The sequence below is a fragment of the Leptolyngbya iicbica LK genome (assembly GCF_004212215.1).
GTDB lineage: Bacteria > Cyanobacteriota > Cyanobacteriia > Phormidesmidales > Phormidesmidaceae > Halomicronema > Halomicronema iicbica.
Genome location: NZ_QVFV01000001.1, coordinates 742,843 through 762,573, shown reverse-complemented (window position 1 = coordinate 762,573; position 19,731 = coordinate 742,843). Strand labels below are relative to the sequence as shown.

22 protein-coding genes and 1 pseudogene are annotated in these 19,731 nt (G+C 55.7%); 6 read left to right on the top strand and 17 right to left on the bottom strand.

The features are described from left to right. Positions 1-6: 6 nt before the first annotated feature. A complete protein-coding gene (locus DYY88_RS03295) occupies positions 7-351 on the top strand; it encodes a hypothetical protein (protein ID WP_039725380.1) in 345 nt (114 codons plus the stop codon). 20 nt (positions 352-371) lie between these two features. Here the strand turns inward: DYY88_RS03295 and DYY88_RS03290 are convergent, their stop codons facing one another. Continuing rightward, on the bottom strand, positions 372-794 hold the full coding sequence (locus tag DYY88_RS03290; RefSeq protein WP_044150932.1) for a C6orf136 family protein: 423 nt from the start codon (positions 792-794) through the stop codon (positions 372-374). Continuing rightward, a complete protein-coding gene (locus DYY88_RS03285) occupies positions 791-1,438 on the bottom strand; it encodes a hypothetical protein (protein ID WP_242517567.1) in 648 nt (215 codons plus the stop codon). Before DYY88_RS03285 ends, DYY88_RS03290 begins: the two co-directional genes overlap by 4 nt. Before the next feature lie 149 nt (positions 1,439-1,587). On the opposite strand from DYY88_RS03285, the gene DYY88_RS03280 reads away from it, so the two are divergent. Further along, positions 1,588-2,502 carry an alpha/beta fold hydrolase gene (locus tag DYY88_RS03280; RefSeq protein WP_044151441.1) on the top strand — a complete coding sequence of 305 codons (915 nt, stop codon included), beginning with the start codon at positions 1,588-1,590 and terminating at the stop codon, positions 2,500-2,502. A 47-nt stretch (positions 2,503-2,549) separates the two neighbouring features. On the opposite strand, the gene DYY88_RS03275 is transcribed toward DYY88_RS03280, so the two are convergent. From DYY88_RS03275 to DYY88_RS03255, 5 genes and pseudogenes are all read right to left on the bottom strand, one after another. After that, positions 2,550-2,888 carry an ArsR/SmtB family transcription factor gene (locus DYY88_RS03275; RefSeq protein ID WP_039725378.1) on the bottom strand — a complete coding sequence of 113 codons (339 nt, stop codon included), beginning with the start codon at positions 2,886-2,888 and terminating at the stop codon, positions 2,550-2,552. A 335-nt stretch (positions 2,889-3,223) separates the two neighbouring features. Continuing rightward, positions 3,224-3,637: pseudogene (locus DYY88_RS03270) on the bottom strand (deaminase); the annotation flags it as partial. Between the two features lie 300 nt (positions 3,638-3,937). Continuing rightward, entirely contained in the window at positions 3,938-4,807 is an 870-nt protein-coding gene (locus DYY88_RS03265) for an SPFH domain-containing protein (protein WP_039725377.1), read from the bottom strand. A gap of 51 nt (positions 4,808-4,858) precedes the next feature. Then, entirely contained in the window at positions 4,859-5,314 is a 456-nt protein-coding gene (locus DYY88_RS03260; RefSeq protein WP_052288222.1) for an NfeD family protein, read from the bottom strand. A 447-nt stretch (positions 5,315-5,761) separates the two neighbouring features. Further along, positions 5,762-6,346 (bottom strand): Uma2 family endonuclease, encoded by a 585-nt coding sequence (locus DYY88_RS03255; protein ID WP_044150930.1) that lies wholly within the window; start codon positions 6,344-6,346, stop codon positions 5,762-5,764. Between the two features lie 175 nt (positions 6,347-6,521). Here DYY88_RS03255 and DYY88_RS03250 point away from each other — a divergent pair, with 175 nt between their 5' ends. Then, complete coding sequence (locus DYY88_RS03250; protein WP_039725376.1) at positions 6,522-7,064, top strand: Uma2 family endonuclease; 543 nt, start codon at positions 6,522-6,524, stop codon at positions 7,062-7,064. A 26-nt stretch (positions 7,065-7,090) separates the two neighbouring features. Here DYY88_RS03250 and DYY88_RS03245 read toward each other — a convergent pair whose 3' ends face one another. The 3 genes from DYY88_RS03245 to DYY88_RS03235 all read right to left on the bottom strand — a co-directional run bounded on the left by DYY88_RS03245 (position 7,091) and on the right by DYY88_RS03235 (position 12,946). Beyond that, a complete protein-coding gene (locus tag DYY88_RS03245; protein WP_039725375.1) occupies positions 7,091-9,628 on the bottom strand; it encodes a U32 family peptidase in 2,538 nt (845 codons plus the stop codon). Positions 9,629-9,702: 74 nt separating this feature from the next. Continuing rightward, positions 9,703-12,240: a putative bifunctional diguanylate cyclase/phosphodiesterase gene (locus DYY88_RS03240; protein ID WP_052288221.1), complete on the bottom strand. Its 2,538-nt coding sequence runs from the start codon at positions 12,238-12,240 to the stop codon at positions 9,703-9,705. Between the two features lie 19 nt (positions 12,241-12,259). Then, on the bottom strand, positions 12,260-12,946 hold the full coding sequence (locus DYY88_RS03235) for a DUF928 domain-containing protein (protein ID WP_163685906.1): 687 nt from the start codon (positions 12,944-12,946) through the stop codon (positions 12,260-12,262). 138 nt (positions 12,947-13,084) lie between these two features. Here DYY88_RS03235 and DYY88_RS03230 point away from each other — a divergent pair, with 138 nt between their 5' ends. Next, complete coding sequence (locus tag DYY88_RS03230) at positions 13,085-13,282, top strand: hypothetical protein (RefSeq protein ID WP_130199310.1); 198 nt, start codon at positions 13,085-13,087, stop codon at positions 13,280-13,282. Here the strand turns inward: DYY88_RS03230 and DYY88_RS03225 are convergent. Genes DYY88_RS03225 through DYY88_RS03195 form a run of 7 tightly spaced genes read right to left on the bottom strand, consistent with a single transcriptional unit; the run spans position 13,257 to position 17,331 of the window. After that, entirely contained in the window at positions 13,257-13,919 is a 663-nt protein-coding gene (locus tag DYY88_RS03225; protein ID WP_039725373.1) for a Na(+)/H(+) antiporter subunit B, read from the bottom strand. The two genes, DYY88_RS03230 and DYY88_RS03225, sit on opposite strands and share 26 nt — an antisense overlap. Further along, a complete protein-coding gene (locus DYY88_RS03220) occupies positions 13,916-14,554 on the bottom strand; it encodes a DUF4040 domain-containing protein (RefSeq protein WP_063776154.1) in 639 nt (212 codons plus the stop codon). The genes DYY88_RS03225 and DYY88_RS03220 overlap by 4 nt, the downstream gene beginning before the upstream one ends. Further along, positions 14,547-14,825: a monovalent cation/H(+) antiporter subunit G gene (locus DYY88_RS03215; RefSeq protein ID WP_039725372.1), complete on the bottom strand. Its 279-nt coding sequence runs from the start codon at positions 14,823-14,825 to the stop codon at positions 14,547-14,549. Before DYY88_RS03215 ends, DYY88_RS03220 begins: the two co-directional genes overlap by 8 nt. Then, positions 14,822-15,073 (bottom strand): hypothetical protein, encoded by a 252-nt coding sequence (locus DYY88_RS03210; RefSeq protein WP_039725371.1) that lies wholly within the window; start codon positions 15,071-15,073, stop codon positions 14,822-14,824. The genes DYY88_RS03215 and DYY88_RS03210 overlap by 4 nt, the downstream gene beginning before the upstream one ends. A gap of 1 nt (position 15,074) precedes the next feature. Continuing rightward, complete coding sequence (locus tag DYY88_RS03205) at positions 15,075-15,476, bottom strand: Na+/H+ antiporter subunit E (RefSeq protein ID WP_039725370.1); 402 nt, start codon at positions 15,474-15,476, stop codon at positions 15,075-15,077. Further along, the gene (locus tag DYY88_RS03200) at positions 15,473-16,912 is read right to left on the bottom strand and encodes a cation:proton antiporter (protein WP_437438573.1); all 1,440 of its coding nucleotides are present in this window, start codon (positions 16,910-16,912) and stop codon (positions 15,473-15,475) included. The genes DYY88_RS03205 and DYY88_RS03200 overlap by 4 nt, the downstream gene beginning before the upstream one ends. Continuing rightward, complete coding sequence (locus tag DYY88_RS03195; protein ID WP_367889255.1) at positions 16,909-17,331, bottom strand: cation:proton antiporter subunit C; 423 nt, start codon at positions 17,329-17,331, stop codon at positions 16,909-16,911. The genes DYY88_RS03200 and DYY88_RS03195 overlap by 4 nt, the downstream gene beginning before the upstream one ends. Before the next feature lie 219 nt (positions 17,332-17,550). Here DYY88_RS03195 and hpt point away from each other — a divergent pair, with 219 nt between their 5' ends. Together hpt and DYY88_RS03185 are read left to right on the top strand one after the other, a co-directional pair. Then, entirely contained in the window at positions 17,551-18,084 is a 534-nt protein-coding gene (hpt, locus tag DYY88_RS03190; protein WP_039725368.1) for a hypoxanthine phosphoribosyltransferase, read from the top strand. A 148-nt stretch (positions 18,085-18,232) separates the two neighbouring features. Then, on the top strand, positions 18,233-19,687 hold the full coding sequence (locus tag DYY88_RS03185) for a cobyrinic acid a,c-diamide synthase CobB (protein ID WP_039725367.1): 1,455 nt from the start codon (positions 18,233-18,235) through the stop codon (positions 19,685-19,687). The last annotated feature ends 44 nt before the right edge of the window (positions 19,688-19,731 follow it).

The window sequence follows — 19,731 nt, the reverse complement described above, 5'->3', positions numbered from 1 at the left end:
TTTGACATGCGGTTATTGGTTCAACTCTTTGGCTTAGCCCTGATGCTCTTGGGCATCTATTTTCTAGGCAAAAATATCTTTTTCACTACCAATGTGAGTCCTTACTGGTGGCGCGGCATCGCTGCCGATGCCTCGATCTTTTTATTGTGTGCAGGTATCTGCCTATTGGTGTTTATGCCATTAGGCTTCATGAAGCAACTTGGCTGGGTATTTGTCGCGGGCGGCATTGTCTGCATTTTTATCAGCAGCCGTGCGATTCTCAATCCCACCAGTTTGTGGCAATTTTTTGTGTCGATGTTCGCGATGACGTTTGGCTATCGGCTTTTGTCCACAGGGCGATTGCAGATATGAAGCGGTCGATCACCAACCGTTCAGGAAACAGGTTGGTCAGGGCTAGGTGACTGGCTGAGGCCAAACACTTGCCCCAGGACGGCCCAGCGAGAGCAGTGCCAGGAGTCAATGTGGGAGACGATTTGACCGTCGTCATTGAGGCGATATTCCGTCCAGCCGGGAATCGCGATTTGGGGTCGCCAGGGCAAGGGCGTCGTCCAGCTCAAGGTCCAGTGGGTTTCGAAGGTTTGGGGGCCAGTTTGGTCGAGGCGATGCAACACAAGTTGGGGCTGCTGAAACCAGCGGTCGATGAAGCCAATCATCTCGCGATATTGCTCAACCCCGGTGAACTCATTCATCGGGTCGCGAAAGTACACGTCTTCTGCGTACAGGTCGTAGCTCTGGTCTGCTGGAAAGGTCGCATAGTCCTGGCGAATGCGATCGCACACCGCATCGATATTCATAAGTCCTCCTCCCAAAGCCGTTCGAGCTGCCGCTGCCATGACGCCAACACCTGTGCTTTGTCAGTGCTGCTGTCATCCAGATTGCCCATAATGCCCTCGCTATAGAGGCGATCGAGGGTTTGCATTGTGGCGGTCAACGATTGGCCTTGTTGCTTGGCAGCCACGATGATTTGCCGGATTTGTTGTTCAACTAAAGCGTTAAAAAAGGGATCAATGCCCTCTTGTTTCATGCCCAACAGCCGACTGATGGCCGCCTCAAAGCGTACCGCTGTGAGGCTGGCGAGTTCGTATTGAAAAACGCCCCACAACACATTTTGATGCAGGGCGTAGCGCACTTCCTGCGTTAAGTCGAAATTGGCTTCTAAGATTTGGCTCAAATAAGGCTGAGCTACCTCCCCGGGCACAATCGGCATCAACAGCCGCAGCCAACTCTGGTCGGTGGATAGCAGCACGAGTAAGCGATAGTCGGGCGTTTCGACTTGCCAAGCATCGGGTGGCGTATGCTGCACGGCACTGCCAAACCGCTGCTGTAAGTGGGTCGTGATGTCCTGATTTTCCATCTTTTCACCATAACAGGAGCCGGGGCGGTGGTGCTGCTCTGACGCAGCGGCGAGGGCGACACGATATGCCGGGCCAGGTTTCATGGCGGGTTAGCCCATCAAGTTGGGATCGAGCCGCTGGGCGTTATCCTCTAGCAGATTGAGATTCATTGTTTACCGTCCCAAGCTCAGCGTTAGACTACTCACATGGTTGTGTGGGGCGATCGCGCTCCTGCTGTTGTTTGCTGCCGATTATGACTGCCTCTCCTTCTCAAACAGAATTGCCGAATTTTTTGCCCGCTGATGCGGCCCAATTAACGGAGCCGACCTCGATCGCGATCGCCCAGCAGATGCAACAGGTCGAGGTTGCCACAGAACTCAGCTATCTCCCCGTGCCGACTACCTACGTTTGTCAAGGTACGGGGCAGCCGCCTGTCCTGCTGCTGCATGGTTTTGACAGTTCTCTCTTTGAGTTTCGGCGCTTGTTGCCCCATGTGGCCACATTTCGCCAAACTTGGGCAGTGGATCTGTTGGGGTTTGGCTTTACCGATCGCACCGTCACGACGACTTTTTCTCCCGCGGCCATTAAGCAGCATCTCCATGCTTTTTGGCAGCAGTTAATCCAACAGCCGATGGTGTTGGTGGGCGCCTCGATGGGGGGAGCTGCCGCCATCGACTTTGCGCTGACCTATCCTGACGCGGTGAGCCAACTAGTTTTGTTAGATAGTGCGGGTCTAGCGGCTGGTCCGGCCATGGGGCGCTTGATGTTTCCGCCGTTAGACCGCTGGGCCACCGCCTTTCTCAAAAATCCGGGGGTGCGACGACGCATTAGTCAGCAAGCGTATGCCGATAAATCTTGGGTGACGGCTGATGCTGAGTTGTGTGCCGCGCTGCATCTAGCCTGTCCCCATTGGTCCGAGGCGCTCATCGCCTTTACGAAGAGTGGGGGCTACAACTTTTTGAGCGATCGCATTGCCGACATTACGTCTGAGACGCTCATTGTGTGGGGACGACAAGACAAAATCTTGGGCATCCGAGACGCCACTCGATTTACCGAACTGCTGCCCCAGGCGACCCTGTCATGGATTGACCAGTGCGGCCACGTTCCCCACTTAGAACAGGCCGCGACGACCGCTCAGACCATTCAACAATTTCTCACGGCCAGCTGAGTTGCTAATGGAGCTCGGCGCTCGCCCCGAGCGATCTCGGGGCAGGCTCAAGACTCGCTGTGTCGGCTGCTGAGGGTGGCTTCGGGAGCGGTCGGCAAGCTGGCAGTAAAGTAACGAAAATCGGCCAAATGCTGCTCTAACGCGACGATTTGCGGCAGGTTGAGGCTGTAATAAGTCCAGCGACCTTGAGATCGCGATCGCACAATCGCCGCCTCCTTCAACACTCGCAGATGGAAGGACAACTTCGATTGACTGACATCGAGATGCTCACACAAATCAGCAACGCAGTATTCACAATCCCGCAGGCTCTCAATGATGCGCAGCCGTAACGGGTCAGAGAGCGCATGAAACGCCTTTGCTGCCGGAATTTCTACCAAAGCAACCATAGTGTAAAGAGCGAGTAAAGTTGATGAATTTAATATCAATACTAATTGGTAAACATGAGAAAGACATTAACCACGGGCAAAAATACCCCTTAGGGTAGAGATGTCTAGACAAATTAGCGCTATTTGGTTAAATTGTTTGCCCCATAAGTTTTTCTGGACTTATATGCCAAAAGCGGATGGCATGTGAAGTAGCGCCCGTTAGCTTTCTGATTTCATCAAGAAAAATGACTTTGTTTGAGTGTGTTGATTTTGCGGATGGCGTGTAGACAGCTGTAATGCTGCTTGCCTGCTGCCTCACATTCTGAGTCCAGTCAATCTATCTGATGGGCGTCATATCAGGCATGAGGTGGCGGCGGCTGTTGCCAAAAGTTTTGATGCAGATGAATGATCTCAGCGGCAACTTCAGGGATCGGCCCCCAAACTTGTAAGGGCTTTTGCCCTCGGGCAAACATATCGCGGCAGGGCAAATTTAACGTGGGGTTGGCGGCATGGTTGCCCGTGAGCGCCAAGAGTTGGGTTTCAGCTACACCATAGACAAGCTGGCCGATATTGGCCCAATATTGCGTCCCGGCACACATGGCACAGGGTTCCACAGTGGTGTACAGCGTGCAATGCCATAAATAGGCGGGCTCGAACTGCTGATAGGCGGTTCGAGCCAGGGTCGATTCGGCGTGGTTGACGGTGTCGAGGTTGCCCTGGGTGAGCAAAACCGTAGTTTGGTCAGGGGCGACTAAGATTGCCCCGAAGGGATGATGCCCGGCCTGTAAAGCTTACTCGGCCGCGGCATTGGCGCGTCGCAAGTGGGCAATCATTTGGACACGACTGGATGGGGCGTTGGTCGTTGGCGAGGGGCGATCGACAGAGGGTCTTGACATCGGTCGTCCGTTTCCGTGCCTGCGCTCTAATGATAATTCCGCTATTTGGTCGCGGTGACCTAGGGCAGTTGTCTGCAAGCCTGTTGAGGGGACGGACCCCTTAAACTCAGCCCGAGTTGCTCTGATTGAGCCAAAAGGAGTCCGTCCCCTGAGGTAATTTAGCCAGGGGTTCGGTTACTTGCGCGGCGGATTTTTGGGTCGCTGGGGCCGGGGCTCGCCATTGGGAATATTTTCGGGGGTGACCGGGGTATTCATTAAATCAATCAAGCCCTCGGAGAGGAACTTGGGATCCATAAAGAGCACTTTGGAGTTGTTGCTTTCACCCAGTTTTTGGTTGGCCTCGACATATTGCTGGGCAATGAGGAAATTGAGGATTTCTTGAGCATCGGGCCGTTCTTTAAGCGCTTCTGACAACAGCTCAATCGATTGCACAGTGCCTTGTGCCCGCTTGATTGATGCTTGCTGTTCGCCTTCGGCTTCGAGCACAGTGGCGCGGCGCTTGAGCTCGGCGGCTTGCTGTTGCTGCATTGATTCCAACACCGAGGCTGGTGGCACGATACTCTGCACCTCGACGCGAGTAATTTTAACGCCCCAAGGTTCGGTCGCTTCATCCAAGTGATCGAGCAGGGCTCGGTTCAGCTCGTCTCGGGATGAAAAGGTCTTTTCAAAGGGCATTTTGCCGATTTCCGATCGCAGTGTCGTCACCACTAATTCGCGAATGGCATCCTGAATATTTTCAATTTCGTAATAGGTGCGCTCTAGATCTAGGATCTTCCAATAAACGACGGCATCAACGTTGAGGGCGACGTTGTCAGGGGTGATGGCCGATTGCGGATCGACGTCCAGCAGTCGTTCGCGAATGCTCTCTTCCCAAACAATGGTGTCTAAAAACGGCACGATGAAGTTGAGGCCGGGCCGCAGCTTGCGGTGATAGCGACCTAACCGTTCGACCAATGCCTGATTGCCTTGGTTGACAATCCGCACTGAGCCCACAGTGTAGCCGATGACGATCAGCGCCAAAATCGCAAAAATTGAGGGGGCCATTAAGCACCTGCGCTTTGGGAAAGGAACAGAATCATCGTCAGTGTAATCCTTTTAATCGGTTGTGGAACGGGCGGGCGGCATGGGCAGCACAATGAGGGTGTTGCCCTGACGTTCAATGACGCGCACTTGGGTTTGGGGGGCGATCGCGACATCGCTGATTTGGCAGCGGGCATGCCAGATAGCCCCTTCGTAATGCACGCGCCCCAGTTCACCGGGGGCGATCGCGTCACACACTCGCGCAGTCGGGGCGGCGGCTAGCTCCTTGGATTCTTGGGGCAACAAACCGCGCATGACCAGGGTGAAAACTGCGGCTAAGATACTGCAAATGAGGAGCTGGCTGGGCAAGGTCGGTAACCGCACCGCCGCGATCGCAGTGACCAAACTCGCTAACCCCAAGGCCACGATGGGGGGATTGGGCAACACCAGGCTGAAGGCCAACAGGCAGCAGCCCCCGACGATCCAAGGCGTTGGCCCGACGGGCAGGGTTAATAAATCTGGAAAATTCATGGCAGATCACCCGCTACAGTCACAACTCCGATAGACCACGCTAGTTCCCCTGTACTTTCAATCTTGCCGCAGGATTTCGTCTAACGGTAAAAATCCACACGAAGCTTTGAACTTGCCTTCAGCCACTTCCCACTGTTGAGTAACTCCAATGACTGCAATAGTGAATCACTTGGTTAACGTCAGTTAGGGTTAAGCATTTCATTCCACTGGGCATACAAAGTTTCCGGGCCATGGAATCCAGCCCATTGAAAGTGGATTCTTTCAAGCACTCAAAGACTTCTTCCTAATTTGTTTTAATGGTCAGCCAGAGCAATTTTCTCTGGTGCATCGGCAGCTAAGCCGAACCCAAACTCCGATGGAAAAATCCATATTCATTAGGCTGCCACCACTGGTCTTTTGTGACGAGTTGAAATGTCTGAAAGGCATAGTCCGAAAGCTTGGCAGACATCATGGAAGACTCTTGAGGAACTCGTCAACAGCATCAAATTGGTCGTGATACGTGACATAGCGACAGAAAACATCCAGCGGTAATTGAGGGAGTAGAACACTGTTCTCCACCTGCTCATAAGCACTTTGGTCAGATTTCAAGTGATAAAGTTGGAGCACGCCATCTTCCCAAAACCATACTTCAGCTATGGCCAACCGACGATAACCTTCTAATTTGTCGATGCCGCCACTCGTCACGACAACCTCGATCACCAGATCAGGATATGGCTTTCGCTCACCAATGTTATAAGCTTCGTCTGGTTCACTGCGAGTACCCAATGTTGCATCCCCTAATGAGGGGCCGCCGCGACCATAGAAACGGATGCCCTGCGATCGCAGATAAGCCTCCAGTAACATTCGCAGAATAGTTTTAAAGTCTTCGTGCTCTTCGCTAATGGGCATGATTTCTAACGCGCCATCGAGATATCGAAACTTGACACCCGGCACGGAGTCAAAGGCCTGATCAATGGCTTCGAACTGCTGCCAGTTAATCTTGGGAAAAACGTGGGCTTCGCGGATATGAGGGGAGAGCAACTGTGCAGTCATCTTGATATTGCGAAATTGCGCCTGTGTCTAAATCTTAGCCTGACGGTTTGATCCTAATGCCTCAGAGTCGTTGCTGATGTTTAGCAGCTACGAGCGGGACGCTATCCGTTGTTGGCATGGTATGAACTTCGTGACCGCTAAGATAGAGGCAATGGCTCAGTAGGAAAGACTATTTGTGGCTGCGACTCTGCTGCGTTGGACGATCGCTGACTATCACCGCATGATTGAGGCGGGCTTGTTAGACGATCGCCGCGTTGAGTTACTGAATGGATTGGTTCTGGAAATGGCTCCCGAAGGCCCAGATCATGCGGATCTCTCAACGGGGGTGGCGGAGTTTTTGATCACGCGATCGCAGGGGCGTTACCAAGTGAGGGACGCCAAACCGATCACCATCACGGAGACCGGAAGCGAGCCTGAGCCTGACATTGCCTTGGTGCGGCGACAAGCGTATCGCCAAGGACATCCCACGCCTGCTGATGTGTTTTTAATTATTGAATTCGCCAACTCGTCGCTGGAAAAAGATACCGATGAGAAGCGGCACGCCTATGCGGCTGCTGGGATTGCCGACTATTGGGTGGCTAATCTGCGGGATGGCGTACTGATTGTGTATCGCGATCCCCAGGGGGATGATTATCAGCAAGAGCAACGCTTGAACGACGGCACCATCGCGCCGCTAGCATTTCCAGACCTTATTATTGACGTTCGAGCCTTGCTGTAGAAACGGTTACTGGGCGAGTGCGATCGCTAACGCTGGTCTTTGTCCATCGGGCCACGGGTAACGCCGAGTTTGCTTTGCAGTTGCAGTTTTTTCCAGAGTTTGGCACCGGATAACTCGCCGGAGAGTAGCTGTTGATAATGGCGTAGGGTTTGCGAGACTTGCTGGGGCGACTCGTTGAGGAACTCGATGCGAAACTGTCGCGCCCCGGCTGTGATCAGGCGTTGAGCGTATTCGGCTCCGGTTTGGGCGACGCCGTTGTAAAGGGTATTGCGGCAGCCCGCGTCGGCTTGCAAAACGTGTTCGGTGCCGGTGCGATCGCGCAACGTCACGGTCTGCGTTTCGCAGGGGCGACCACAGTCGCGAAAGTCCTTGCCGTCAGAGAGGAACGCGCAGAAGACGCAGTGCTCCATATGAAACATCGGCATGTGCTGGTGCAGGGTGATTTCGTACCAGTGGGCAGGACTGCCCTGGAGTAGCGATTCGAGCTGGTCAATATTCAGGTCGTAGGAAGCGGTCAGCCGTTCCAGCCCGTACTGCGCTTTGAAATAGGCGGCGGTGAGGGGATTCGCCACATTGAGCGAGAAGTCGCCGATGCAGGGAAGATCGCGGAACCAGGCAAGGTGATCGTAATTGCGAATGAGATAGCCGTCGGCCTGCGATCGCGCGACCTGTTCCAAAATGTAGTTTTCCAGCGGTTTAGTGATGCGGGGCGGGGCGACCCAGATCGTTTGCGCCTCGGTGCGACGGTTATGGCGGAACCATTCCACCAGGTCTTTGTAGGCGGCAGGATTTTCGAGTTCGCAGTAAAAGGTGGAAACTTCGGTGGCGATCGCGGCGGCCAGTTGGGCTTGGTTGCGCACCAAGGCAATCAGTTCCGGCTGACGGGTCGGGGGTTGCTCCGGCTCGGGCAACAGGGTCGGTAACTGGGCCGGCTCGGCGAGTTGCCAGATCCGGGGACGAGATCGCTGAGTTTCCAGAGACTCTACCAGCGATCGCCGCAGCCGATTGAGTTCACTGACGGGCAGCATCACGTCGCCTTCAACATGATTGGTGAGGGCGTCTAGGCGGAACGGGGTATTGCCCAAGCGACTGAATTGCTGGGTGAGTTTGTCAGTGGTGAGGGGTTGGCTATGGGCACTGACCAGTGGCATGGCGGACTCAGCCTGGGCGATGTGACCTTGGGGATCGCGGGCGATCGCCGTCAGCGGTTCATCCACCGCGCCATAAATTTCGACCGTGATGGGCTGCTGGAATTGAGGCGTCTCCCCGGCGTAGCTTTGGCGCACCGTTTTATCCAACTCGGGATCGCTGGTTTTCCACACGTAATCCCCCACGTTGAGGCGATTCAGATTCACATCGCGGCGGCCAAAGGTCAGCAATGTAGTGCGGCCCTGGCGCTGCACCCCATACACGCGCCCGCCTTCTTCCTTCGCAGCAGGATGGCCATTGTCAAACACCACGCCGTCACCCGGCTTGACCGGCGCTTGGAGTTCGAGCGTGATGCCGTCGGGCTTGATGCTTTTGACCTGGCCGAGCAAGACACCGCGCTTTTTGCCAAAGCGGGCATGAACGAGGGCTTGATTATCGATGCCCTCAAACCAGCCGGTGTAGAGCCCGCGAGAAAAAGCCATTTCCAGACGATAGCGCTCGTCGTCGGTGGGGACATAGCGTTGAGGCGTGGCCGTTGCGATCGCTAACTGCGCCGCGACCTGATCCAGTGCCCGGCGATAGACCTGGGTGACGTTAGCCACATATTCGGGCGCTTTCAGCCGACCTTCGATCTTGAGACAAGAGACGCCTGCCGCGATCAGGTCGGTAAGCACGGGGAGGCCCGACAAATCTTGGGGACTGAGCAGATATTGGCGATCGCCCACGTCCACTGGCTGGCCATCGGCGATCAGGTCGTAGGTCATGCGGCAGGCTTGGGCACATTCGCCGCGATTGGCCGATCGCCCGCCCAACGCCTCACTGGTGAGGCACTGACCCGAGTACGCAACACACAACGCCCCGTGGACAAAGACTTCAAGCGGCATGGCGATGGCGCGATCGCTCAACTGCTGCTGAATGCGATTGATTTCTTTGATCGACGTTTCGCGGGCAAGGACGACAAGCTGGCAGCCCAGCCCCTGGGCAAAGGCGACTCCGGCGGCACTGGTGACCGTCATCTGGGTCGAGGCGTGAATCGGAAAGTCGGGCGACAGCGCGCGAATCAACCGACAGAGACCAATATCCTGAACGATCGCCGCATCCACCCCAGCCGCGATCACCGTCCGCAAATACTGCTCGATTTCGGGCAGTTCTGCCGTAAAGATGAGGGTGTTTAACGTGATGTAGCCCTTCACGCCCCGGCGATGCAGAAAGGCCATGAGTTCGGGCAAGTCCGCTTCGGTAAAGTTGTTGGCCCGCATCCGCGCATTGAAGCGATCAAGACCGAAATAAATGGCATCGGCCCCATTTTCTACCGCCGCTTTGGCACAGTCCCAATTGCCTGCTGGGGCGAGCAGTTCGGGCAAGGCGATCGCGGATGCTGGCTGGGTGGAAGCGGGTGTCTGAAAAGATGGCATCGAATTGACCAGGAGCGACTGAGCGCCCGAATAGACCTCCAGCCTATGATGCCAAATTACGAGGTACCGCAGCGTTACTGAAAACTTTGCGCCAAAAACTCGGTGGCGGCGGCGGCGGCGAGTGGCTTGGCCCAGTAGTAGCCCTGGCCATATTCGGCGCCGAGCGATCGCAAGGCTGCCACATCTTCAAGGGTTTCGACTCCCTCGGCAATCACGTCCATGCCGAGGGTATGGGCCAGATCCACGATGGTGCGGACAATGGCAAAGTCTTCAGCACTATGCATATTGCGCACAAAGGATTGATCGACCTTGAGGGTATCGATGGGAAACCGGCGCAGATAGCTGAGGGAGGAATAGCCCGTGCCAAAGTCATCGAGGCTCAACTTGCAGCCGAGCGATCGCAGCTTAAACATCAGGTCAATGGCGGCTTCCACATCGCCCATCACCATGCTTTCGGTCACTTCGAGCTTAAAGGTGAGGCCATACAGTTGGCGATCGTGCATGATGGCGGCTAATTGTTCCACCAGATCGGGCTGCTCAAACTGCCGACCAGAGAGGTTAATGCTGATGAGCAGGGGCCAGTCGGGAAATTGTTGTTTCCAAACGTAGGCTTGTTGGCAGGCGGTTTCACAAATCCACTTGCCGAGAGGAATGATCAAGCCCGTTTCTTCGGCGAGGGGAACAAACATGCCCGGCGAGATGAAGCCTCGTTGAGGATGTTGCCAGCGAATGAGGGCCTCGAACCCGGCGATGCGATCGCTTTTTAGAGAGACGATGGGCTGGTAATACAGTTCAAACTGTTGGTTCGCCAGCCCCTGACGCAGTTCCCCCTCTAGGGCAAAGCGCTGCACATTGGCTTCTAACATGCCAGTGGCAAACACTTGATATTGGGTTTGGCCGAGCGAACGAGCGCGAAACATGGCGGTATGGGCATCGCGCATGAGGTTTTCGGCGGTGTGAACGTAGTCGGGCTGGGTAATAGCAATGCCGATATTGGTGTCGGTCACCACTGACTGTTGCGGGGGAATGACGATCGGCTGGGCGACATCGTCCCGCAGTTGGTTCGCCAGGGTTTCCAGGGCGGCTTTATCGAAAGCGGGAAGGGCGATCGCACAATCGTCTTCATCAATGCGGGCAATGCGGGCCGTCTTGGGCAGCCGCGATCGCAGTCGTGACATGAGTTCCAGCCACATGTAATTGCCCGTTGTTTGGCCCAGGCTGCTATTGACCAGGCCCAACTGATCGAGATGCACGTATAAGAGGCCCAGCGGTTGTGGTTGGTGCTGCCGTTGACGCTGTTTCAGAGATCGCCGCAGGTAAGCCGTCAGAGAACTTTGGTTTAGGGCACCCGTCAAAGCGTCGTGCGAGGTGGTGTAAAACACCCGGTGGGTCATGGCCAAGCCCAACGCCCCGACAAATGCCAGCACCGGCCCCACCACCGGAATCCACACGTGGATTGTGAACAAAGTGGCACTGGTGAGCACAATCACACTGATGCCGCCCAGCGCGACGATGGTTAACACAATCGGTCGCCGTAATCGCCACGCCAACAGGCTACCCGCGATCGCCCAAGCCCAGAGCCACAGCACCTCTAGCCATTGTGGCCAGTAACGAAACTGGGGGCGCGTACCGGCGACTACATCCAGTACCTGGCTGACCATCTGGGCATGCACCATCACCCCCGACATTTGAAAGGACTCTTGCTGCACGGCGCTGTAAGGGGTGGGCAAAAAGTCTTTGAGACTAGGGGCGACACTGCCAATCAACACCACCCGGTCCGTAAGGTCGGGGAGCGCAGCCGGGGGGGTAGTCAGCAGTTCATGCAGGGTCAGGGTGGGGGCGATCGCCTCAGCACCCCGATAGTCCAACAAAATTTGGTAACCCCGCACATCGGCGGTTTGATAGCCGCCATCCGTGCGTTGCAAGCGCTCTAAAACCACCTCATCCCAAATTAGGGCCTGAGATGTGTAGTCGAACGTCTTGCCCTGCTGGGCTAAATGTAAGCGGCTGACCTGTTGTGCAAACGAAAAGTAAGGGTCGGCGCCATCACCCACCTGCAATAAGTTGCGCCGTAGCACGCCATCGGTGTCGAGGGTAAAGTCATTAAATCCGACTCGCTCTGGGGGCACCGTCGGCGGGGGCGGAATCGCAAACGCCTGGTTAGTAATGGCAATGACATTAGTCGCCGCTAATGCCTCAACCAGGGCTGCTTCGCCTGGTGTCACTGGCAAGTCGCGATAGATATCGAGTCCGATGACGCTGGGATTGACCGTCTGCAGCCGGTTGAGCGCATCAGCCAATACTTCATCGCTGAGCGGCCAACCATAGCGGCGAATGTCGGCTTCTTCGATCCCGATGATGAGCAGCCGCTCATCCGGGGGCAGGGCCGATCGCGATCGCACCCATTGGTCGTACATCGCGAGTTCCAGCGGTTCTAGCCAGCCGGCGCGCTGGGCGACCCCGCACACGCCGACTACCACCGTGCTAGAAATCAGCACCGAGCGTAATGCGGCCCAAAAGATTTGCGGCACAACGCGAGGCGATTGCGGCGCTTGTCCCCGACGACTCACCCGCGATCGCACCTGTTGTAAAAAAGTTGCCAGTCGAGGCAAGCTTCACATCCTCACTCGGTTACATCGGTAGACGCACTGACATTGGGGCATCAATTGCCTGCTCCAGGCCTAACGCTTCTAACAGTGCCGACCACTGCGCCTGATATTCTTCACAGTCAGGGTTAGCTGCCAGCAGTTCTGCTGTCAGGGCGATCGCGTCACTCCACAGCCCTGCCGCTTGATAGGCTTGCACCTGGGCCAAGGGTGACTCAGCTTCGGCGATCGCCTCTGAGTCCAGCGCCGTTTGTTGCAACCAGCCGTTCACCACGATCGCGGTTGCTGGGTTGGTTTCATCACAATTCGCCGCAAAGGACCAGGGATAATATTCCCCCGCCGTGAGGGTGTCTGCGGGAAGCTGTACCCCGATCAGTTCCGCTTTGTCCCCCGCTGCTACGGTTGTCTCATAGAGGGGCTCGGCGTCTTCAGTTTCTAAGTAAAACGTCACTTGATAAGGCTCCGCCGTGGCGGGCACCGCGAAATATAAGGTCGGTGCCTCACGCTGGGTGACCCCCAAATTGTTTTCAGGATTGATCGCGATGACGCCAGCCGCGTTAATCACGCAGCCGCCACGGGTTCCCCCACCGATTCGCCGTCCCGGAAACTCGTTTTGGTCTTGGGCGACGGCAGGCCAGACCATCGCTGTAGCCAGCATTAAGCCACTGATGGGTAAGGCTAGACTAATTCGTTTGGTAGAAGTTGAAATCATCATCAACAGTCCCTGAGTCAAGTATTTGCAGTGTAATCGGACGAACCGCTCTCTCCATAGCTCTACAACATCATTTTTTATTTTGAGGAAAAACCACCGCGATTTCGTTCAATATCGGTTCATTTCAGCGATGACAGAATGAGATCTACCAATCCCTTTGGCCAACCACAAGGGCCAACGGGACCAGTCAGCGATCGCGCGGTCACGGTCTCGCCTAAGCCAACCAGCGATGGCTCGCCCGGGACCTCAGATCGCCGCCAACACCGCCGATTTTCCTCGGTCGTTATTGCCAACGAGGCTGGTCTGGCGGCTACAGCAAACCGCGATAACGAATGAAGACTAGAATCGCCGCCCAGGCGCCGAGGGCTACTTTGATGGCGACCAAGATATTCAGCAGGGGAATCCAGCCGCCGCTGAGGAGGGAGCCAAGTTCGCCTTGAGGCAGTTCAATGCCGATGAGCGACAGGGCCGCGATCACAATAAAGATTAATACCGATACTTTTTCGAGGGTGGCGGCCTGCCAGCGCTGGTAGATCGATTCCATCAGGCTCGACGATGAGGTGATGGCGACCAGACCGATCGCAGTGCCCCCAGCGACCCCTGCGGCAAAACCGCCGCCAGGACTCAGGTGACCGCGAATAGCGAGTTCGATACTGACCAGCGCCGCGATCGTCGCCCCCAAACGGGCCAGAACGATTGAGGGATCATCGGTGAATTGGTAAACCGTGCAGGAAGGCTGCTCATCGGCCAGCAAAAACCGCACGCCCATAATAGCGATGCTGAACACGACCACCTCAAAGATCGTGTCGTACAACCGATTGCGAAAGATAATGCCCGACACCGCGTTAACAACGCCGCTATCTTCGACCACCAACTCGACGATGGAGAGCTCGGCGGTGTCGACGGCGGGGCTGGGAAACACCAGCATTTTCAAATAGAGGGCGATCGCGGCGGCAATATAAATCCACTTCATGGCTGACCCTCCAAGGCATTTTGTAATTGGCTGTCAGGGGAGGGCGGCTCCGCTGGCATCAACCGTAGCGCCCGTGAAAAGTTCACCGCCGCAATTTCAGGCGGCAGGGCAGCACCCAAAATTTCATACAGTCGGGGCAGGCGAATATTCAACACGTAGGGGGCGGTTAAATCGTCGGTAGTCTCCCCTGGGTCGAGCTGAGCGGCGGGTAGACACACAGCGTGAATCTCTTTATTTTCCAGCGCTAGCTGCAAGGCCTGAGCACTGGTGTAGGGTAAGACCTCTAAACGCAGGTGATGTTTTTTCAAGGCCTGGCGAAGAGCGGGAAAGAGCTGCTGAGTTAGGGGGGCGGACACTGCGTCAGGATTGGGCAGGGCAGGGGCCAAGGTGCCCAGGCGCAAACTCATGGAAGACCGCACGGCGATCGCATACAGCGTAATCGACAGCATGGTGCCGACCAAAGCCTCGGTCAACGCCACATCGGCCGCGCCAAACAGGGCATACACCAGCGCTGCCACTGCGCCCACAATGCCGCGGATAATCAGCGCGTGATAGGGATTGACTTGGGTGACCAACATGCAGGCGGTGATGGGCAAGAGCGCCGCGATCGCCACCACATCTAAATTCTCAAGCATCTTCCCCTCCCGTACTCGAACAGTAAGCCAGCACGTAGCCCAGCACCGTATTCCAAATCGCCAGGCAGATGATCGCTAAAACCAGTAGCGGCCATTCACCTGGAATTTTGAGCAAGAGGCCCGCAACGATGCTCATAGAGCCCAAGGTATCGGCCACCGAAAGACTGTGGAGTTTGAACAGCACGGAGCGATGTCCCAAGAGGGGCAACGTGCCCCAAAACCAAAAGATGACCCCCAAGACCATAAGGCCGTAACTGAAAAAGTCGATCATGCTTCGTTCAACCTCCGAATAATGTGGGCCAACAGCATGAGGGCGGCATTGCCCACACTCAAAATCAACACGCCGACGAGGCCGATCATCCAGTCATCTCGCAGCACTGACACGACCAAAATCATGATGGAGGTTTTGGTGGCGATACTGGCAAAGGCCAACATTTTTTGCCAAATATCTTCGTCCTGCCACGCTTCGTAAATGGGGATGAGCAACGCCAAAATCATGGCAATCAAAATGCCGTTCATGCTACTCCCCTCCTTGCTTGAGTTTTCGGCGGCGCACGCGATGCACCTCATAGCGACCGTCTTCGTGATATTTCAGCACGATGGTTTTGGGCGTAAAGGTAATCAAAAAGATGTCCAAAAAAATCAGGCCCGGGGTGCGGTTTGGCTTCACCCGCTCCATCACGGTGTCTTCGGCTGTGTGGGGGCGCAAGATGATTTCCACCGCTTCGATATAGGCCGTGGGAATGGCGACGATGATTTCCCAAATCGCATGGAGCCAATCTTTGAGCACCGCCGTGACGGTACGGTTGCGGGGCAAAATCAAGGCGATACAAACCCCGATGATAATGTTGGCGGGGCTGAGATCCGCCGTCAGCAAAAACCAGATGGTCAGCCGCAGCAGCAGGTCAAGGTATCCGATCATGCCAGCACCATCCCAAACAAGAACATCAACATCAGGCTCATGACGCCAATCAAATGGTCAAATTGCTCGACCACGCGCGGCAGCTTGATCGCCACCCGGCGAAAGATGAACCAGTAGGCCAGCCACCCCAGGAAAATCGTGACCAGCGGTTTGACGATATTGCCCAGGGTGTAGGCTTCGTAGTACACCACATTGGCAAAGACTAAGCCGCCCAACAGCAGTGTCATGGCACCCCAGAAGCCAGACTTCACCGAACTTTGTACCTCACTGCTATGGGGCAAAAAGATGAATTTGGCAAAGGAAATCGCTGTTCCCAAGGCGGCCACGTTCATGCCGATGACCTGCCAGGGCAAGAGATTTTTCATCGTCAACACTTTGGCCCCAAAGCCTGACAACAGGGGGAAGCCGGAGATGGAGAAACTGGCGATCGCCAACGCCACCCAGACGGCGCGGGGAATGGGTTGGTGGCGCAATTCTTTGAGATTGCGACTGGGCAAGTTACCCGCAATTAAGAACAGGGCTGACTTGACCAAACCATGGGTCAGCGCATAGAACCCGCCCACCTCTGGCGCGGCCAACACAAACCCCAACTGCGACACGGTGTGAAAGGCCAACATACGTTTGGTGTCTTTTTCAAACACGGCGTAGCCTACGCCCAGCAATGCCGTACCCACCCCAAAGAAGCGGACAATCGGGTCAATGTCTTCGAACATCAGGGCAAAGCGGGCTAGCGGATAAATGCCCGACTTCACCACCACCCCAGACAGCATGGCCGACACGGGGGTTTCCGATTCCGAGTGAGTGAGCGGCAGCCACAACCCCGACACAAAAATGCCGCCCTTGGTCAGTAAGCCGACAAAAATCAGCGCGATCGCATCCATCGGCGCATTCGCCAGGGCCGTGAAGGCAAACGATTGACTCTGCTGATACACCAACGCTGCCCCCAGCAGGAAAAACAGCATGGCCGTATTGCTGACAAACAAATAGCGCAGGGCCACCCAAATGGAGCGATCGCTGCGGGTGTAGGCAATCAGCAAAAATGCCGCAATGCCAATCACTTCCAGCGCCACATACAGACTAATGAGGTCGGCACAGATAAACACTGCATTGACGCTGCCGTGCAGAATCACGGTCTGCGTGTAAAAGAATTTGGATTTGTTGAGCTGCCAGCAGTAAAACACCACTGCCGCCGTCACCAGCGCATTCGTCAGAATGAAGAAGCCGCTGAGGTCGTCAATCATCAACGAGACGCCAAAGTTGTCCACCAGTTGCAAGGTGGTGGGCGCCTCCTGAAACAAGCACATCAGACTGTAAACCAGCGAAGTCAAGGCGACGCCCAAAGTGAGGATGCGCCCCGAGCGCGGAAACAGATAGCTGCTGAACCCGAGAAACAGCGGGAGCGCAATCCAAAAGATGGTGAACGTGTTCATCGTCATGGCGTGTGGCTCCGCTCGATCTCCTGGGTATCCAGGGTGGGGTTATCGCGCGACAGCTTCATCACGCCTACTAACATCAACGCCTGAACCGAAAAGCCAATGACGATCGCCGTCAAAATCACCGCCTGCGGCACTGGGTCGGCATACGCCACTTCGCGCCCCTCGGTCAAAATGGGCGAAAAGAGGCCCGGGCGAGCGGCCACCAACACATAAAAGGCAATGACCCCGGTGCTCATGACATCCATTGCCAGGGTTTTCATCATTAAGTTACGCTTCCAAATAATGCCGATGAAGCCGATCAAAACCGTCGCAAAAATGCAGGCTTCCAACACCGACTTCGGAGCTAAGGTCGAGGCATCTGCTAAGCCGAGCACGGGCACCAGCGCAGCCAATTCAGCTAGTTCAGGATGTGTCGACACCGGAATTACCCCAAGAGCGTCCATAGATTAAATGCTATCAAAAATTAATTCCCATTAACTAAAGTCTATCTTCAATGTCGCTTAGATGTAAGTCTTGAAGGTGTGAAATTTTGTTGATAAGGCTGAAAAGGTGAGCTTATCGCTGGTTTGTTGCGGTCGTGGCGTTGGGCGAGTAAACACTCTGGCAAAATACAGAAGCCAGTTGGAGAGGATGCGGCAATGAACGATCAGTGGGTGGTTTATATCTCAAAGGAGAAAATTGCCCAAACGGTGCAAGCCTTGGCGGCTGAAATTGACCGAGATTATGTGGGGCGATCGCTGGTTGTGGTCACCGTACTCAAAGGGGCGTTTATTTTTGTCGCCGATCTGATTCGCGCTCTCAAGACCCCCGTCGACCGGGTTGAGCTGTTGCGGCTATCCAGCTATGGTGCGGGTACTGAGAGTTCTGGCGAGGTGCGGGTGCTGGTCGAGTTACCTCCGGGTGCCGTCACCAATCAGCACGTCTTGCTGGTGGAAGACATTGTGGATTCGGGGCGATCGACCACCGTGGCCCTGAACCTACTGAAGGCACAACAGCCCGCTTCCATCAAGCTCTGTAGCCTGTTGAGTAAGCCTGAGCGGCGGGTGGTGCCCGTCGATATTGATTACTGCGGCATCACCATTGAAGACAAGTTTGTGATCGGCTACGGCCTCGATTGGGATGAGCGCTACCGCGACTTGCCTGATATCTACGCCATTGAATCGGTGGAATAGTCTGGCTTGCCATGATGAATCGTGCTGCGCCCTGGGGTGAATGTGATTTGTCCAGCGGGCGCAAGCTGTTGAACAGGTGCAATTCGTTGATCCAACAGGTGTTGGTTGAGCCGCGTCAGGCATCTGTTGAGAGTCGTGAGAGAAACGCATGGGTGGATTGATTATTGCGGGCGATCGCAGCAGTGCGGGCAAAACGACGGTAACCATGGCGCTGCTCTCGGCCCTGCGGCAGCGTAGCGTCACGGTGCAGGCGTTCAAGGTTGGGCCTGATTATATTGATCCGATGTTTCACCGGGCCATCACCGGACGTCCAGCTTATAACTTAGATCCGGTGATGACTTCTGAAAGCTATGTTCAGCAATGCTTTCAGAGGCATGCAGGGACGGCGACCTACGCCATTGTCGAAGGGGTGATGGGACTGTTTGACGGGGCCGGGGGGACGGACTGGGCCAGCACGGCCCACATTGCTCGGTTGCTGGGCTGCCCCGTGTTGCTAGTGGTGGATTGTGCCCGCCTGTCGCGATCGCTGGCGGCGATTGTCCACGGTTATCAAACGCTCGATCCTGAAGTGCAGCTGGTGGGCGTGGTGCTCAACCGGGTAGGCAGCGATCGCCATCTCGCCATGTTGCAAGCCGCGATCGCGCCGCTACAGATTCCCGTATTGGGAGTATTGCGGCGCGATGATGCGGTGGCCCTGCCCGATCGCCATCTGGGGCTCGTGCCCACAGACGAGTTATCCGACTTACCGCAGCGGTTCCAACATTTGGCGGCCTTGGGCCAGCGATGTTTTGACTGGCCTGCCTTAGAGCGGGTATTGCAAGCTTCTGGAAACAATGTCCCGGTTTCTGCCAAAGCTACCGATGCGTTCCCCAGTGCTGAGGTATCTAGGGCCGCGATCCCACCGCTTGCCCACTCTGCTCGTACCATCAGACCACTGAAGATCGGGATTGCACGCGATCTCGCTTTCAACTTCTATTACGAAGATAATTTGGCCTACTTGAATCGCCTGGGGGCTGAGTTGGTGCCGTTCAGTCCCCAGGTGGATGCGGCTCTGCCGACAGATTTAAGTGGCCTGCTGCTCGGCGGCGGTTTTCCCGAAATGTTTGCGGAAGCGCTGGCTCAAAATACCGCGATGCGACGAGCGATCGCTCAAGCTCTGGCCGCAGGTTTGCCCACCTATGCCGAATGTGGCGGCCTGATGTATCTGTGTAAGTCGCTGGTGGATTTGGACGGGCGATCGTGGCCGATGGTGGGGACGATTCCCGCGACGACAACGATGACTGGTCAACTTACTCTAGGCTACCGCCAGGTCACGGCGCTGCAAAATAGTGCCGTCGCCACTGTCGGCCAACGCTATTGGGGGCACGAATTTCACCGCTCTGCGATCGCCCCGACTCCCACGGCTCCTTTGTCTGCCCTCAGTAGCTATCCCCTACTGCATGAGCCAGCTAGCTCAACGGGCACCGATGGCTGGGGACGAGCGACGCTGCATGCAGCGTATGTCCACGTGCACTGGGGGGGGCAACCCGCTCTAGCAGAAAAATTTGTCGCTACCTGCGATCGCTACCGCAATCAACCCAGTTCACCGTCGCCGCCGCGATAGTGTCCCCATGGTTTTGACTCACTGGTCTGGAATCTCCAAACTCC